At 64.5% G+C, this 15,248-nt stretch carries 13 protein-coding genes and 1 pseudogene; 4 read left to right on the top strand and 10 right to left on the bottom strand.

Translation table 11 applies throughout. The features are described from left to right. Positions 1 to 55: 55 nt before the first annotated feature. Together ACFULT_RS02860 and ACFULT_RS02855 are read left to right on the top strand one after the other, a co-directional pair. Complete coding sequence (locus ACFULT_RS02860) at positions 56 to 841, top strand: pirin-like bicupin family protein (protein ID WP_037109380.1); 786 nt, start codon at positions 56 to 58, stop codon at positions 839 to 841. A gap of 247 nt (positions 842 to 1,088) precedes the next feature. Then, positions 1,089 to 1,514: a DUF4190 domain-containing protein gene (locus ACFULT_RS02855; RefSeq protein ID WP_378480548.1), complete on the top strand. Its 426-nt coding sequence runs from the start codon at positions 1,089 to 1,091 to the stop codon at positions 1,512 to 1,514. Between the two features lie 37 nt (positions 1,515 to 1,551). Here ACFULT_RS02855 and ACFULT_RS02850 read toward each other — a convergent pair whose 3' ends face one another. The 3 genes and pseudogenes from ACFULT_RS02850 to ACFULT_RS02840 all read right to left on the bottom strand — a co-directional run bounded on the left by ACFULT_RS02850 (position 1,552) and on the right by ACFULT_RS02840 (position 5,220). Further along, entirely contained in the window at positions 1,552 to 2,616 is a 1,065-nt protein-coding gene (locus ACFULT_RS02850) for a GGDEF domain-containing protein (protein ID WP_241483743.1), read from the bottom strand. Between the two features lie 74 nt (positions 2,617 to 2,690). After that, positions 2,691 to 4,280, bottom strand: coding sequence for an ABC transporter permease (locus tag ACFULT_RS02845; protein ID WP_378480547.1), 1,590 nt, complete (start codon positions 4,278 to 4,280; stop codon positions 2,691 to 2,693). Continuing rightward, positions 4,277 to 5,220 (bottom strand): annotated as a pseudogene (locus tag ACFULT_RS02840) (ATP-binding cassette domain-containing protein). Before ACFULT_RS02840 ends, ACFULT_RS02845 begins: the two are co-directional and overlap by 4 nt. A gap of 62 nt (positions 5,221 to 5,282) precedes the next feature. Here ACFULT_RS02840 and ACFULT_RS02835 point away from each other — a divergent pair. Continuing rightward, complete coding sequence (locus tag ACFULT_RS02835; RefSeq protein ID WP_378480898.1) at positions 5,283 to 7,262, top strand: M13 family metallopeptidase; 1,980 nt, start codon at positions 5,283 to 5,285, stop codon at positions 7,260 to 7,262. Between the two features lie 96 nt (positions 7,263 to 7,358). Then, complete coding sequence (locus ACFULT_RS02830) at positions 7,359 to 8,669, top strand: cytochrome P450 (protein ID WP_378480546.1); 1,311 nt, start codon at positions 7,359 to 7,361, stop codon at positions 8,667 to 8,669. Here ACFULT_RS02830 and ACFULT_RS02825 read toward each other — a convergent pair. The 7 genes from ACFULT_RS02825 to ACFULT_RS02795 all read right to left on the bottom strand — a co-directional run bounded on the left by ACFULT_RS02825 (position 8,647) and on the right by ACFULT_RS02795 (position 15,213). Further along, positions 8,647 to 9,720, bottom strand: coding sequence for an ABC transporter ATP-binding protein (locus tag ACFULT_RS02825; RefSeq protein WP_378480545.1), 1,074 nt, complete (start codon positions 9,718 to 9,720; stop codon positions 8,647 to 8,649). The two genes, ACFULT_RS02830 and ACFULT_RS02825, sit on opposite strands and share 23 nt — an antisense overlap. Then, complete coding sequence (locus tag ACFULT_RS02820; protein WP_378480544.1) at positions 9,720 to 11,039, bottom strand: ABC transporter substrate-binding protein; 1,320 nt, start codon at positions 11,037 to 11,039, stop codon at positions 9,720 to 9,722. Before ACFULT_RS02820 ends, ACFULT_RS02825 begins: the two co-directional genes overlap by 1 nt. 31 nt (positions 11,040 to 11,070) lie before the next feature. Then, positions 11,071 to 11,958: a carbohydrate ABC transporter permease gene (locus ACFULT_RS02815; protein WP_037109402.1), complete on the bottom strand. Its 888-nt coding sequence runs from the start codon at positions 11,956 to 11,958 to the stop codon at positions 11,071 to 11,073. Then, entirely contained in the window at positions 11,955 to 12,863 is a 909-nt protein-coding gene (locus tag ACFULT_RS02810) for a carbohydrate ABC transporter permease (protein WP_378480897.1), read from the bottom strand. The genes ACFULT_RS02815 and ACFULT_RS02810 overlap by 4 nt, the downstream gene beginning before the upstream one ends. Positions 12,864 to 12,978: 115 nt before the next feature. Next, complete coding sequence (locus ACFULT_RS02805; protein ID WP_094719969.1) at positions 12,979 to 13,869, bottom strand: L,D-transpeptidase; 891 nt, start codon at positions 13,867 to 13,869, stop codon at positions 12,979 to 12,981. Positions 13,870 to 13,993: 124 nt separating this feature from the next. Further along, positions 13,994 to 14,656, bottom strand: a complete 663-nt coding sequence (locus ACFULT_RS02800; RefSeq protein WP_037109423.1) for an HdeD family acid-resistance protein — start codon at positions 14,654 to 14,656, stop codon at positions 13,994 to 13,996. A gap of 35 nt (positions 14,657 to 14,691) precedes the next feature. Then, positions 14,692 to 15,213 (bottom strand): DUF6764 family protein, encoded by a 522-nt coding sequence (locus tag ACFULT_RS02795; protein WP_037109426.1) that lies wholly within the window; start codon positions 15,211 to 15,213, stop codon positions 14,692 to 14,694. Between the last annotated feature and the right edge of the window lie 35 nt (positions 15,214 to 15,248).

Here is a 15,248-nt window from a genome sequence, read left to right as displayed (position 1 = left end):
CGAAAGTTATGCGAGTGCAGTTCCGAGGTTCGAGTGCGCTCCGTAGAGTGGTCTCATGTCCGCTCCACGACGTAGTCCGCACCAACCTTCGATCCCGCACATCGACATCCATCGCGCCGGTGATCGCTTGAAAACCCGTGTGGCATGGCTGGACTCGAAACATTCGTTCTCCTTCGGCCAGCACTACGACCCGGACAACACCCACCACGGCCTCCTGCTCGTCAACAACGACGACATCGTTTCTCCCGGGCAAGGATTCGACAGCCACCCACACAAGGACATGGAGATCGTGACCTGGGTGACAAAAGGGTCACTGGTTCACCAGGATTCGATCGGGCACTCCGGCGTCATCTATCCCGGTCTCGCACAACGAATGAGTGCAGGCCGCGGCATCATGCACTCCGAGAAGAACGATTCCTGGCGGATCAGCGGTGAGACGCACCAGGAACCGGTCAGATTCGTCCAGATGTGGGTTGTTCCGGACACCCCCGGTCTCGATCCCGGTTACGAGCAGCTCGAAGTGGACGACGAACTGTTACGCGGCGGGTTGGTACCCGTGGCATCCGGAATGAAGAAGCACGACGGCCACGCCGCGATCAGAATCAATCAGAAGGCAGCAGCGCTGCACGTCGCACGCCTGCAGCCCGAGCGGCCCATCACGCTTCCCGAAGCCCCGTTCCTCCACGTCTTCGTCGCACAGGGCACCGTGCAGGTCGAGGGAGTCGGGGAACTGTACGAAGGTGACGCAGTCCGCATGAGCGATTCCGGTGGGCAGCGCATCCAATCGTACGAACACGCGGAAGTCCTGGTCTGGGAAATGCATTCTCGCCTCGGCTTCTGACACGCTGCCCCGACCGACAAGCACGCAACGACAAGCACGCAACGACAAACACGCAACGACAAGCACGCAACGACAACGGGGGGACACCACATGACCTATCCGCCACCTGGACACCAGCCACCCGGCGATCAGCCACCCGGTGACTACCCGCCACCGCCCGGCAATTACCCACCACCGGCGAGCGGATATCCACCGCCGCCCGGCAACTACCCGTCAGGTGAAAATCCGCCCGGCGGCTACCAGTCGGGTGGCTACCAGGGGGGGTAGCTACCAGGCAGGCGGCTACCAGCAGCCCGGGCAGTACCCGCCGTCGGCACCGAAGAACACCCTGGGCACGGTGGCGCTCGTCGCGGCGATCGTCGGTGTGCTGACGTTCTGGTCGGTCGTCGGCGGAATCGTCCTCGGCCTGCTCGCGGTGGCGTTGGGATTCGTGGCGAGATCGCGGGTGAAGAAGGGTGACGCGACCAACGGGACGGTGTCGCTGGTCGCCATCATTCTGGGCTTCGTCGCCGCAGCGCTGTCCGTGGCGCTGATCGCTTTCGGTGTCAGCTGGTTCAACAACGTCGGTGGGCAGGACTTCATCGACTGCATGAACGACGCGGGCAACAGCCAGTCCGCACAGGACCAGTGCAGCGACAGGTTCCAGCAGAACATCGAGGACCGCTACCGCTAGCGAGTCTCTCCGTACGTCGGCACCCCTGCCGGGGTGCTCACGTGCGGAGGGAGCCGACTTCCACGACCTGGTTTCCGCCCCGGTGCTTCGCCTCGTACATGGCGACGTCAGCGCGGCGCATCAGGCCCGTGACCGTGCGAATCGGCTCGGATTCGGTGGGCTGAACATGCGCCAGGCCGACGCTGACCGTCAGGGGACATGCATCCTGCGGTGAATGCAGTCGATTGCGCAACCACTCGGCGATGGATCTGGCCTGATCCAGACCCACCTTGGCGACGACCGCGAATTCCTCGCCGCCGGTGCGTGCGACCAGCAGGTCGTCGACTCGCAACCGCCGAGCGATGAGCTGCAACGCCACGTCGCCGGCCTGGTGGCCGAATCGGTCGTTGATCGACTTGAACCGGTCGACGTCGAGGACCATCACGGACACGTCGGGGGCATCGTCGAGGAACTGCGCGACCTTCTCGTCGAGCCCGCGCCGATTGTGCAGACCGGTGAGTGGGTCGGTTCTGGCGCCGTCGGCGTCGAGCCGGAGGCTCAGCAGCACCGACTGCAGAAAGACCGGCGCGGCGAACATCACCGGCAGCAGCACCACCAGCTGAGATACGGCCAGACCGTGATCGAAGTGCGGGGTCGTCATGATCAGCACGAACATCAGCGCGACGGTGAACGCCGACCAACCCAGATGCATCAACAGCACCCGCGGGCTGTGATAGATCTGCACGTAGACACCGGTGGCGGCCAGCAAAGCACAGCCGGGGAACGACATCTGGATCGAACCGTAGGACAGCAACGCGACCGTGGTGCCGATGTCGGCGTAGACCACGAACATCAGCGACCGGCGCTCGGGCGGCCACGGCCCGCGGATCCAGAGAAGCCCTGCCGCGAACGACGAGACTGTTCCACCGATGATCACGGCGTTCGCCACGGTCGAGGTGGGAGGAACCGCAGTGAGGTACGTCGTGATCGCGGCGAGTCCGAAGCAGAAACAGCTCAACCCGACGCCTACCCGGTACGCCGTGAGCGCGCCGTGCCCGTCGAAGTAGTGCACCATCCAGCCGTAGCTGTAGGACTGATGCCACCATCTGCGCAGAAACGTCACCCGTACGTCTCCTTTGCGCCCGACTATGGAACCAACCCTGCGGTCCGGTTGTGAGAAATGCTAACCGCTCTGGCTCAACTACGGAGATCGCGGTGCTCGAAAGCAACGATCCCGGTCACGAGCCCGACCATCGAGACGACGACGAGCCACACGAGTGGCGTCACCGAGACAGTACCGCCAGGAAGATGCGGGAGGTGCGTGAACGGCGACAGGTCGAGCACCATCTGGGGAAGACCGAGCACGGTCCCGACCTGCCCCAGCATCACGAACGCGGCCAGCAGACCCCAGGTCGCGACCGAGAACCGAGGGGCGAACCCGAACAGAACGATGCCCGACGCCGTCAGTATCCAGACTGCGGGCAGTTGGCTCACCGCACCGGCGAGCACTCCCGGCAGCACCGACCCGACGTCGCCCACCGACATTCCGTACGGAAGACCTGCAGCGAAGCCGACGACCGTCATCGCGACGGCCGGGCCGCCCAGCGCGAACACGACTGTGCTCACCAGCCACCGAGTCCGCCCGACGCTCCCGGCCAACACAATCTCCGCGATGGACGACTCCTCGTCGCCGTGGGCCTGTAGCACCGACGAGACGGACATGGCCGCCGCACCGATTCCGAGGATGCTGAGGGCCGTCGCCAGGAACGAATCGACCAGCGAGGACCCGCCGAACTTGCTCAGCGCGTCGCCGATCGCCGCACTCCCGCCCAACTGCCCCTGCACGCTGTCCGCGGCACTGCCCAGCACCGCCGCGATCACCCCGAGTCCGACGGTCCACGCAAGCAGGCTGCCGCGCTGGGCGCGCCACGCCAGGCCGAACACGCCCTGCAGAGACGACGTGGGCTTACCGTCGCGCACCGCCACCAGACCGGCGCCCAGGTCACGCCTACTCGCGAGAGTGAACGCGAGCCCCACGGCGACCGTCGCCGCCACTGCCGGAAGCACCACTACCCACCACCGTTCGTCGGCGAACGGTCTCAGCTGCGACGACCATCCGATCGGCGACAGCCACGACAGCGTCCCGGAAGACCCTGAAGTTCCTGATGCGCCCGCATCACCGACGGCCCGCAGCACGAACGCCGCCGCCAGCACCGAAATCGCGTAACCGCGCGCCGCACGCGCGTTGAAGCCGACCTGCGCGGCAACGGCAGCGACCCCGACGAACACGACGCCCACCGCTGCGATCGACACTCCGAACGCGACGCTGCCACCCACCGCGAACCCCGAGGCCGTCAGCGCTGTCGCGGCGATCACCGCCGTCATCAAGACACCCGTCGCCGCCAGCGCCATGGCCGCGCACAGCCCGTCGCGTCGACCGACCGCCGTCGAGCCCACCAACTCGGTTCGGCCCGCGTCTTCCTCCGCACGGGTGTGCCGGATCACCGTCAGCAGTGCCGCGAGAGGCACGAGCGTCAACAGAATCCCGGAGCGCCACGTGACGAGCGCGCCCAGGTCGGCGCCGAAGATCGGGCCGACCAACGCCAGCTCGGCGGGCGTCTGTACTGTCGCCTCGTAGAACGCCTGACGATCTGCCACCGTCGGGTAGAGCCCTTCGAAACTGACTGCGTAGAGCAGTGGAACCAAGCCGATGGCCAGCACCCACAGTGGCATCGCCACCCGGTCGCGGCGAGCGAACAGTCGGACCAACTGGGAAATGCCGCTCACGACTGCGCCACGTAGTACTTCAGAAACAGGTCCTCCAGCGTGGGCGGCGAGCTGACAATGCTGGTGATCCCCAGCGCAGCCAGCCTCGTCATCAGCTCCGGCAGTTCATCAGGCGTCACCCGGCAGGTCAGTCGGTGCCCGTCGACCTCGATCACCCCGGGCAGGGAGGCATCGGGCGGGGAGGCATCGGGCGGGGAGGCATCGGGCGGGGAGGCATTGGGCGGGGAGGCATCGGGCAGACCAGCACCGGGCAGGGTCTCGACGACGACGGTGACCGTCGTGTGCGTCAGGTGCCTCATGTCCTTCAACGATCCCGTGTCGACGGTTCTGCCCTCACGGATGATCGTCACACGTTCACAGAGCTTCTCGACCTCCGACAGAATGTGCGAGGACAGCAGCACCGTCGCACCGCGGGCCGACGCATCGGCGACGCAGTCGGCGAAGACCTGCTCCATGAGCGGGTCCAGACCGGAGGTGGCTCGTCGAGCAGAAGCAGTTCTGCGTTCGACGAGAACGCCGAGACGAGGGCGACCTTCTGCCGGTTCCCTTTGGAGTAGGTGCGAGTCTTCTTCCTCGGATCGAGCGAGAAGCGCTCCAGCAGGTCCTCGCGTCGACGCGAATCGAGACCACCCCGCATACGACCGAGGACGTCGATCACCTCACCACCGGTCAACGACGGCCACAGCGTGACGTCCCCCGGCACGTACGCCAGGCGGCGGTGCAACTCCACCGAGTCGGCCCAGGGGTCCTTTCCGAACACGGACACCTCCCCGGACGTGGAACGAACGAGCCCCAGCAACACGCGGATGGTGGTCGATTTGCCCGCACCGTTAGGGCCGAGAAAGCCGTGCACTTCGCCCTGCCCGACGCTCAGATCCAGGCCCGCCAGCGCGAGCGACGTGCCGAAGGTCTTCCGCAAATCCCTGACGTGCACCACCATGGACGAGCTCCCTGCCTTTGCAGTCACGACTCGAAGGCCACTTCTCAGCGATGAGTGTAAAGATGGGATGCATGACAGTTGTGGATTCTGGACAGGCGAACTCTGGTATCGACCTCAGCTACACGGACGCGGACACTCGGGCGCAGGACGACCTGTTCGTCCACGTGAACGGCAAGTGGCTGGACGAGTACGCTATTCCCGCGGACCGGGCCGTCGACGGGGCGTTTCGGACGCTGTACGACAAGGCGGAAGAGGACGTGCGCACGATCATCCAGGAGAGCGCGGCGTCGCACCCCCCGGTCGGGACCGACGCGCAGAAGATCGGCGACCTCTACTCGAGCTTCCTCGATGCGGACGCCGTCGAGGACGCCGGCCTGACGCCCATCGCCGACGAACTTGCTGCCGTCGCCGATGCAGGTGACCTGGTCACCCTCGCCGAGGTTCTCGGTTCGTTGCAGCGCACCGGGATCGGCGGCGCCATCGGCCACTACGTCGACACCGACGCCAAGGATTCCTCCCGCTACCTCGTACATTTCTCGCAGTCCGGCATCGGCCTGCCCGACGAGTCGTACTACCGCGAGGAGGGGTACGCCGACATCCGCGACGCCTACGTCGCTCACATCGAGAAGATGTTCTCGCTCGCCGGACTCTCCTACGACGCCAGGAAGGTGTTCGACCTCGAGAAGAAGCTCGCCGCGGGCCACTGGGACGTCGTCGCGCGTCGTGACGCGGAGAAGAGCTACAACCTGGTCGACTTCGACACGCTGGTGAAGAACGAACCCGGATTCAACTGGACCGCATGGATTTCCGGACTCGGAGGCACCACGGAGCAGTTCGCCGAGATCGTCGTGCGGCAGCCCCCGTTCCTGTCCACGTTCACCGGACTGTGGGTGTCCGCGGACATCGAGGACTGGAAGGCGTGGCTCGCCTGGCGCATCGTGCACGGCCGTGCGCCCTACCTGACTGCCGCGCTGGTCGACGAGAACTTCGCGTTCTACGGAAAGAAGCTGAGCGGCACCGAGGAGAACCGGGAGCGCTGGAAGCGTGGCGTCTCGCTGGTGCAGGACCTGCTCGGCGAGTCCGTCGGCAAGCTCTACGTCGAGCGTCACTTCCCCGCGGATGCCAAGGCGCGCATGGAGGTTCTCGTCGCGAATCTGCGTGAGGCCTACCGTCGCAACATCACCGATCTCGAGTGGATGAGCCCGGAGACCAGGCAGAAGGCACTGGACAAACTCGAGAAGTTCACCCCGAAGATCGGGTACCCGGATCGCTGGCGCGACTACTCCGCCGTGGAGATCGAGGCGAGCGATCTTCTCGGCAACTACCGACGCGGCTACGTCGCCGAATACCAGCGCGATCTCGACAAGCTCGGTGGCGAGGTGGACCGTGACGAGTGGTTCATGACTCCGCAGACCGTGAACGCCTACTACAACCCGGGGCTCAACGAAATCGTCTTTCCTGCAGCGATTCTGCAGCCTCCGTTCTTCGACTCGGGCGCCGACGACGCGGCCAACTACGGCGGAATCGGAGCCGTCATCGGCCACGAGATCGGGCACGGTTTCGACGACCAGGGCGCCAAGTACGACGGCGACGGCAACCTCGTGGACTGGTGGACCGATTCGGACAGAACTGAATTCGGCAAACGCACCACTGCGCTGATCGACCAGTACAACCAGTTCGAACCGAAGGCGCTCCCCGGCCACAAGGTCAACGGCGAGTTCACGATCGGTGAGAACATCGGCGACCTCGGCGGCCTGTCCATCGCCGTCGCCGCGTACAAGATCGCGCTGGACGGCAAGGAGGCTCCGGTGCTCGACGGGCTGACCGGGCTGCAGCGAGTGTTCTTCGGCTGGTCGCAGGTGTGGCGAACGAAGGCACGCGACGAGGAAGCGATTCGCAGGCTTGCGGTCGATCCGCACTCGCCGCCCGAGTTCCGCTGCAACGGCGTAGTACGCAATCTGGACAGTTTTCACGAAGCGTTCGATGTGAAGCCGGGCGATGCGTTGTACTTGGAGCCACAGGAGCGGGTCAGGATCTGGTAATCACGTGAGTGGAAATGTAGTGCCTTCGGGTCGCTCCGCAGGCTCCGCTCCTGCCCCCTGGCCTACATTTCCACCCACAACGGATGGGGGGACGACGTGAAGAACAGAATCAGGTGGATCGCAGCGCACGGTCTCGTGCGGTACGGGGCCGAGAAGGCCGCGAAGGCCGGTGATCTGCAGGCCAAGCTGGTTGTCGATCCGGAGACGCGCGCGAATCCGCGGCAAGTGTTCGAGAAGATTCGCGCCACCGGGCCCCTGGTGAAAACCCGGATTTCCAACATCACGGTCACCCATCGCGTGGTCCACGATCTGCTGCGCTCGGACGACCTCAGGGTCACCGAGATCGGCGCCAGCCTGCCCAGTCCACTTCGATGGATCGAGAACCGAACCAGGTCCAAGGCTCTTCATCCGCTGAAACCGCCCTCCCTGCTGTCGGTCGAACCGCCCGAGCACACCCGGTACCGAAAGCTCGTGACCTCGGTGTTCACCCCACGCGCGGTCGCCCGCATGCGAGAGATGGTGCAGGAGAAGGCCGACAGTCTGCTCAGCGAGCTCGCCGCGGCAGGTCCACAGGTGGACATCGTGCACGAGTACTGCGCGCAGCTGCCCGTCGCCGTCATCAGCACCATCCTCGGAGTCCCCGACAAGGACCGGCAACGGGTGCTCGAATTCGGGGAGATGGCCGCCCCGAGCCTGGACATCGGGCTGTCCTGGGAGCAGTTCAACCGCGTCGAGGACGGCCTGGCACAGTTCGACGCCTGGCTTGCCGGCCACCTCGCGGAACTGCGCCGCAACCCCGGCGACGACCTGATGAGCCAGCTGATCAGGGCCGAGGACGACGGCGTCGGACTCGACGACGAGGAACTGCGGGCAACGGCAGGCCTCGTACTCGCGGCGGGCTTCGAAACGACCGTGAACCTACTCGGCAGCGGAATCCGGCTCCTGCTCGACAACCCGGACCAACTCGAGATTCTGCGCAACGACCCGTCGCACTGGCCGACGGCCGTCGACGAGATGCTTCGGCTGGAATCCCCGGTGCAGCTCACCGCCCGCATGGCACGCCACGACGTGACGATCGAGGGCGTCCCCATCTCCGAAGGGTCGCTGGTGATTCTGGTCCTGGCCGGCGCCAACCGCGACCCCGACGTGTTCGACGACCCGTACCGCTTCGACGTCACCCGAGCCAACGCAGGCAAGCACCTGTCGTTCTCCGGCGGCAGGCACTACTGCCTCGGCGCGTCGTTGGCCAAGGCGGAAACCGAAGTGGGTCTGAAGACCCTGTTCGACAAATTCCCCCACCTGCGGCTCGCAGGTGAGGGAATTCGCCGCGACACCCGAGTCCTGCACGGCTGGGCGTCGCTGCCGGTGGATCTGGGACAACCCGCTACAGCCGATCACCCGTCGTAGCGGAGAAGAAGAACACCTCGTCGAGCTTCGGAACGAGCCGAACGGTCTCGGCCAACCCGATGGACAACCGCCGGTCGACGCGCACCGACACCCGGCCGGACTGCGTGCTCCAGTCCGAACCGAGGGGTGGAGCGCCGTACAGGAACGACTCGGCGCCCAGCTCCTCGATCAGTTCGACCGCCACCGCAACAGCCCCAACCCCCTTCCCGACGAGATCCCACGACTCCGGCCGGATTCCGACCGTCACGCGGGGATCCTGCGTGGGAGCAGGGATGCGCACGTCGCCGACAACGGCGGCGCCGTCGACGACCGGGGCGTCGATCAGGTTCATCCCGGGTGAGCCGATGAACGACGCGACGAACGTGTTGACCGGGTTGTCGTACAGCTCACGCGGCGACGCGATCTGCTGCAACTTGCCTGCCTGCAGTACCGCGACTCGGTCACCCATCGTCATGGCCTCGACCTGATCGTGCGTCACGTACACCGTCGTGGTGCCGAGCCGCTTCTGCAATCCGGCGATCTGCGCCCGGGTACTGACGCGCAGTTTGGCGTCGAGGTTGGACAGCGGCTCGTCCATGCAGAACACCTTGGGCTGCCGGACGATCGCACGGCCCATCGCCACCCGCTGACGCTGACCACCCGACAGCTTGCCGGGTTTGCGGTTCAGCAAGGGCTCGAGTTCCAGCATCTTCGCGGCGTCGAGTACACGAGCAGCTGTGTCCGCCTTGCTCATTCCCGCGTTGCGGAGCGCGAATCCCATGTTGTCCCCGACGGTCATGTTGGGGTAGAGCGCGTAGTTCTGGAACACCATCGCCACGTCCCGCTCACGAGGAGCGAGCGACGTGACGTCGACGCCGCCGATGTCGATGTGGCCGCTCTCGACCGATTCCAGACCGGCCAGCATCCGCAGGCTCGTCGACTTGCCGCACCCCGACGGGCCGACGAGAACGATGAATTCACCGTCGGCGATGTCGAGTTCGAGCGAGTCGACGGCCAGCGTGTCCGCCCCCGGGTAGCGGTGCGATACGCCCGCGTAGTGAACCCCTGCCATTACGACGGGAGGTTCGGGGTGATCTGGCGGTCGATGATCTGCTGCAGCTGATCCTGAACGCCGGCGAACGTGGTTGCGACATCGGCATTCTGCAGTGCGATCTGCTCGAGGCCCGTACCGATGATCTTGTCACCACCGGGAACGAAGACACGTGCGTAGTCCTGCGACCGCGTCCGAGCGAGCTGGTCGACGGCCGTCTTGGCGTTCGGGTTGGCGGCGAGGAACTCGATCTCGCTCGGATCCTCCTGCGCGGACTTACGGACCGGCATGTACCCGGTGTTCTGCGAGAAGTACGACGTACTCGCTGCATTGGTGAAGAAGTCGATGAACTTCAGCGCATTGACCTTGCGCTCCTCCGAGATCTTCGACGGGATGGCGAGGCCGGCTCCACCCGTCGGGCAGCCCGGTTGTCCGTCGGCGGCAGGGAGGAACGCCGTGCCGAAGTCGAACGCCGCATTCTGGGTGATGCCGGACAGGTCACCGGTGGACGCGATCGTCGACGCGAGGATGCCCGCACCGAAGTCGTTGGCGATGTCGTTGGAGACCGCCGCGTACTTCTTGGTGTGGATCATGTCCTTGAGGAACTGACCGGCGGCGATGGTGTTGGGGTCGTCGAACTTCAGGGTGAAGCCGTCGGAGTACGCACCGCCGAACGTCCAGATGGGGCCCTCGAAGGTCCACCCCAGGTAGTCCACCGCGTTGCCCCAGCCGTGGGCCAGCTTGCCACCTCCGACGACAGCCTGGATGCGCGGACCCCACTCGTCGAATTCCTGCCAGCTGGCCGGTCCGCGGTCCGGGAGTCCCGCCTGCGCCCAGACGTCCTTGTTGTAGTAGAACAGCGGGGTCGAGCGTGCGTACGGCAGCGCCCAGTGGTTGCCGTTCCAGTTGTAGTCCGCGAGAAGAGAATCGACGTAGTCGCTGGAATCCACACCCGCGGCGGAGAAGTGCTGATCGAGCGGCTCGATGGCGCCGGTGAGCGCGAAGTTGAACCACCACACGTCGGAGAGGACCACCACGTCCGGGACGTCGTTGCCGGACAGCGAGGCGTTGAACTTCTGCGCCACTTCCTCGTAGTTCTTGCCACCATCGATGAGATTGACCGTCAGACCGGGGTTCTCGGCCTGGAAGCGGGAGATGAGCTCGCGCTCGAACTCCTGCGACTTGCCGGGGTGGCTGGACCAGAAGTTGATGGTGTTCGCGTCGCCCGATCCTTCGGATCCGGACGAGCTGGTTCCCGGGCTGCTGCACGCAGCCAGGGCGGCGGCAGCGGCTGCTGCACCGGTGAGCGTGAGGAATCCGCGGCGATTGATGTGGGCCATGTGTTTCTTTCTCCTGAAGAGGTAGAGCGAATCAACCTTTGACCGCACCGGAGGTGAGGCCTTTGATCATGTGGCGTTGCAGGGCGAGGAAAACGATGAGGATCGGAAGGATGGTCAGAATGGTCGCGGCCATCACCGCGCCCCAGTTGGTGTATCCCTCACTGTTCTGCAGAAGCGTCAGGCCCACCGGTAGCGGTGCGACGGACGAATCGTCGGACATCAGGAAGGGCCAGAGGTATTCGTTCCATTCGTTCACGATCGTGATGATCGCGAACGCCACCATGGTCGGTCCGGAGAGCGGGAGCACCACCCGGAACAGCAACCGGAAAGGCCCTGCCCCGTCCATTCGTGCCGCTTCGATGATCTCGGCCGGCAGCGACAGGAAGTGGTTGCGCATCAGAAAGGTTCCGAACGCAACGCCGGCGAGAGGAATGATGATGCCTTGAAACGTGTTTCGCCATCCCAGCTCGGAGATCAGCGAGTAGTTGGAGATGACGGTGATCTGATTGGGCACCATCAGAGCGGCGATGATCACCAGGAACACGATGTTCTTGCCGGGGAACCGCAGGAACACCAGGCCGTATGCACTGAGTACGCCGAGGACGAACTTGATGGACGCAACGACACTGGTGATGATCACCGAATTACGTAGGTATGTGAAGAACGGGACCTCCGTCGTCGCCTCGGTATAGTTCTCGGGTCGGAAGGAACTCGGCCACCAGGTGACGGGTTGGACGTAGATGTCGCCGCGTTCCTTGAACGAGGTGATGAGGATCCAGAACAGTGGAAGCCCGATCATCAACAACACGAGAACCATTGCGATGTAGCCGAACACCGTCGACAGGCTGCGCTGACGTTGCGGGTCTTTCGGTGCGCTCCGAGGCGGCTGGGACGTGTCCGGTTTCAGTGTGGCGGTCATCGCTGATCGTCTCGATCCATGATGCGAACCTGTACGAGGGTGATGATCAGAAGGACCACGAACATGATCGTCGCGACCGTCGCCCCGTAACCCGCTCGGAAGTTGCGGAAAGTCTCCTCGTACACCTGGAAGACCATCGTCGTGGTGCCGTTGCCGAGCGGGCCACCTCGGGTCATGACATTGATGATGTCGAAGACCTGCAGCGAGTTCAGGAGCACGGTGATGGACAGGAAGAACGTCGTCGGACGCAGTTGCGGCAGCAGCACTTTGCGGAACGTCGTCCACTTGGACGCGCGGTCGATCTCGGCGGCCTCCATCAACTCCTTGCGTGTCCCCTGCAGCGCGGCGAGGTAGATGACGAAGGTGTAGCCGAGGTTCTTCCACAGGTAGGTCACCGTGATCATGAACAGCGCCCACGTGGGGTCCTGATAGAAGTCCGGCGACGAGACTCCGATGCGCTGCAACAGATCCTGCACCAGGCCGAAGTTGGGATCGAACACGAACTGGAACGCGATACCGATCGCCGCGCCGGAGATCACGAACGGCGCGAACACGGCAGACCGGACGAAATTGCGGCCCCGCAACTTTCGGTCCAACAGCATGGCCAGGACCAGACCGAGCACCAACGATCCGACGACGGCGGCGATCGTGAAGATGACAGTGTTGGACACGATGGTCCACGTGTCGTCCCGCGAGAACCATTCGCGGTAGTTCGCGAACCCGATGAACGTCGACGTGGGCGAGGACAGATTCCAGTCGTAGAAGCTGAACTGGAAGTTCTCGACGAGCGGCCGATAGGTGAACACCACCAGCAGGGCCAGGTTGGGGCCCAGAAGAATCAGGAAGAGTGCGTAGTCACTCCACGGTCTGCCGAAGAACGATTTTCGGCGTGCTGTGGGCAGCACTCGTTCCGTTGTAGTACTCACTGCGGGGACTGTGCTCACCTACCGAGAACGGTTGGTGAACGAATCCCTAACTCAGTCGGTCGTCGAAAAGAAAACAACCCACTGTGAGTGGGGGCTAGCGGTTCCAGTCCCCCAGGCCGTCGGAGCCGCTGAGGGTGCCGCCTGCCGTGCCGGTGACGACGACGGGGTCACCCTTCTGCGAGTTCTCGAAGAACCACTTGCCGTCCTCGGTGCTGACGTTGAGGCAGCCGTGGCTGACGTTCTCGTAGCCCTGCGAACCCACCGACCACGGCGCTGCGTGGACGAAGATGCCGCTGTACGAGATACGCGTGGCGTACTCGACGTAGGTGCGATACCCCTCGGGGGAGTCCACCGGAACTCCGTAGGTCGAGGAGTCCATGTACATCTCGCGAACACGCTCGCCGACGATGTAGGTGCCGTTCGGTGTCTCGTGACCGGCCTTGCCGAACGAGGTGGGCATCGTCCTGACGACCTCACCGTTGCGGGTGACGGTGATGGTCTTGGTGGCGTCGTCGGCCGTGGTGATCACCGAGTCGCCGGTGGAGAAGTCCGCGCGCGAACCGCCGGCCTCGACGGTGACCTGGGTGTGCGCCGGGTAGAACTCGTTGGGCAACCACCGCACCTGGGTGTCGTTGATCCAGTAGAAGTGGCCCTCGACCGATGGGCTCGTGGTGACCCGGATGGCTGCCTCGGCTGCGCCGCGGTCCGCGATGGCCTCGTTGAACCGAATGGCGATGGGCTGCGCGACTCCGACGACCTCACCGTTGGGCGTGATCGACGGATCGGAGAAGTTGGCGGGCGCGAGGCGCTGGATCTGCGGTTCAGGAACAACAGGAAGAACCTGATCGGACGATCCGACGCCGGGGATGTCGGGGCCACCGGGCCACAACGGCTCTGCAGTGGCGGGCGACACCAGGGTGGCCGCACCGACGGCCGCGATCACCGCTGTCAGAGAGATGCGTGTGACAGTACGACGAAATGCCATGAGTATCCCGATCCATCCTTCTGTGCTGTGCGACCTGCCGTGTGGTGGGCTGGCGCATGAAGTCCTCGCCGCCATTAACACACACCCTTACCGCCGAGTGCCAATCGACTTCGTGAATTCAGGGTCATTCCGCAGGCTGACCGACTATTCCTGCTTTCTTCGCTGCCGACCGTACTTGAAATGCAGATACGACAAACAGGACACCGAACAGCAGTGCGAATACGCCGATCAACCACACGATGCTCAGAATGCCGCTGACCGGCGAGAACACCAGAACGAGTCCGAACAAGAGTTCCACGATGCCGGCGAACAGAAGCATTCCCCAGTGAGACGAACCCGGCGATGTGCCTGCAACTTTTCGCAAGCGGATGGAACCTGCTATTTCGAGAATTCCACCCATGATGGCCCAGATACCGATGACGAAAACAGCCGCGAGTGCGGTTATGCCCGGCCATACGAACGCCACGATTCCGGCGACGAGCGAGACGACGCCGCCGAGTAACCACCACACCCATCCGGATTGGACACGGCGCGCCTGGACCGCTCGGATGATCGCGGAGATGCCGTCGACGATCGCGTAGGCACCGAAGACCACGACGAGTGCCCAGACGGTGACGCCGGGCCACACGAGGGCCACGATGCCGAAGATCACGGCGACGATGCCTCTGAGCAGCACCGCCCACCACAAGTCCTTGCCGATTCTCAGCAACGCGTCGGCCCCGTCGCGTTCAGAGAATTCGTAGCGTCCCGAAGGCTCAGTGGTCACGTCGGTTCTCCTTCTGTCCATCGCAATGAGTACAAGTGCACGTCGTCACCGAACGCTCACGGCATCGAGTTCCAGGTGGTCGACCCGTCGGAAATGCAGATCTGGCCGGTGCTGAGGTTGACAGCGAATCCGGCGCCTGCCTGGCAGCTGACGCCTTCGGCAGCTGTTCCGACGAACGTCTGTCCCCTGGTCAGCGACAACGCGAACGCGAGAGCGCCTGGATCGGGAGAGACGATCGACACGGAATCACCGCCGATCGACACGGCGCCGACGGTGCCCGCTGCGCTTTCCGCGGCGGCCACACCACCGGAACGGGCGACGGACAGAGCCGACCCGCCGGCTTCGGCACGTGCGAAGGACACTCCGTCCAGCGCGTGTGCCAGCGCGCGGGAGAACTCGTCGACGCTCGATCCGCATGCGGCTGTGCCGTCCACGACGACAGTGTCGACACCTGGTCGCGCCGGACACGACAACTCGGCGGCCGACGCCTGCGACGGCGACACCGTGGCCACCGAGGCTCCGGCAAGAGCGCAGCCCGCGAACAGCGCTGCCGTTCGGTATCGCCCGTACCCTGCCACCGGAGCACCTTTCTGTCAGCGTGATCGACGCTCGT

This window comes from Rhodococcus sp. NPDC057297, assembly GCF_042667435.1.
GTDB lineage: Bacteria > Actinomycetota > Actinomycetes > Mycobacteriales > Mycobacteriaceae > Rhodococcoides.
This window is presented reverse-complemented; position numbering and strand designations above follow the sequence as displayed.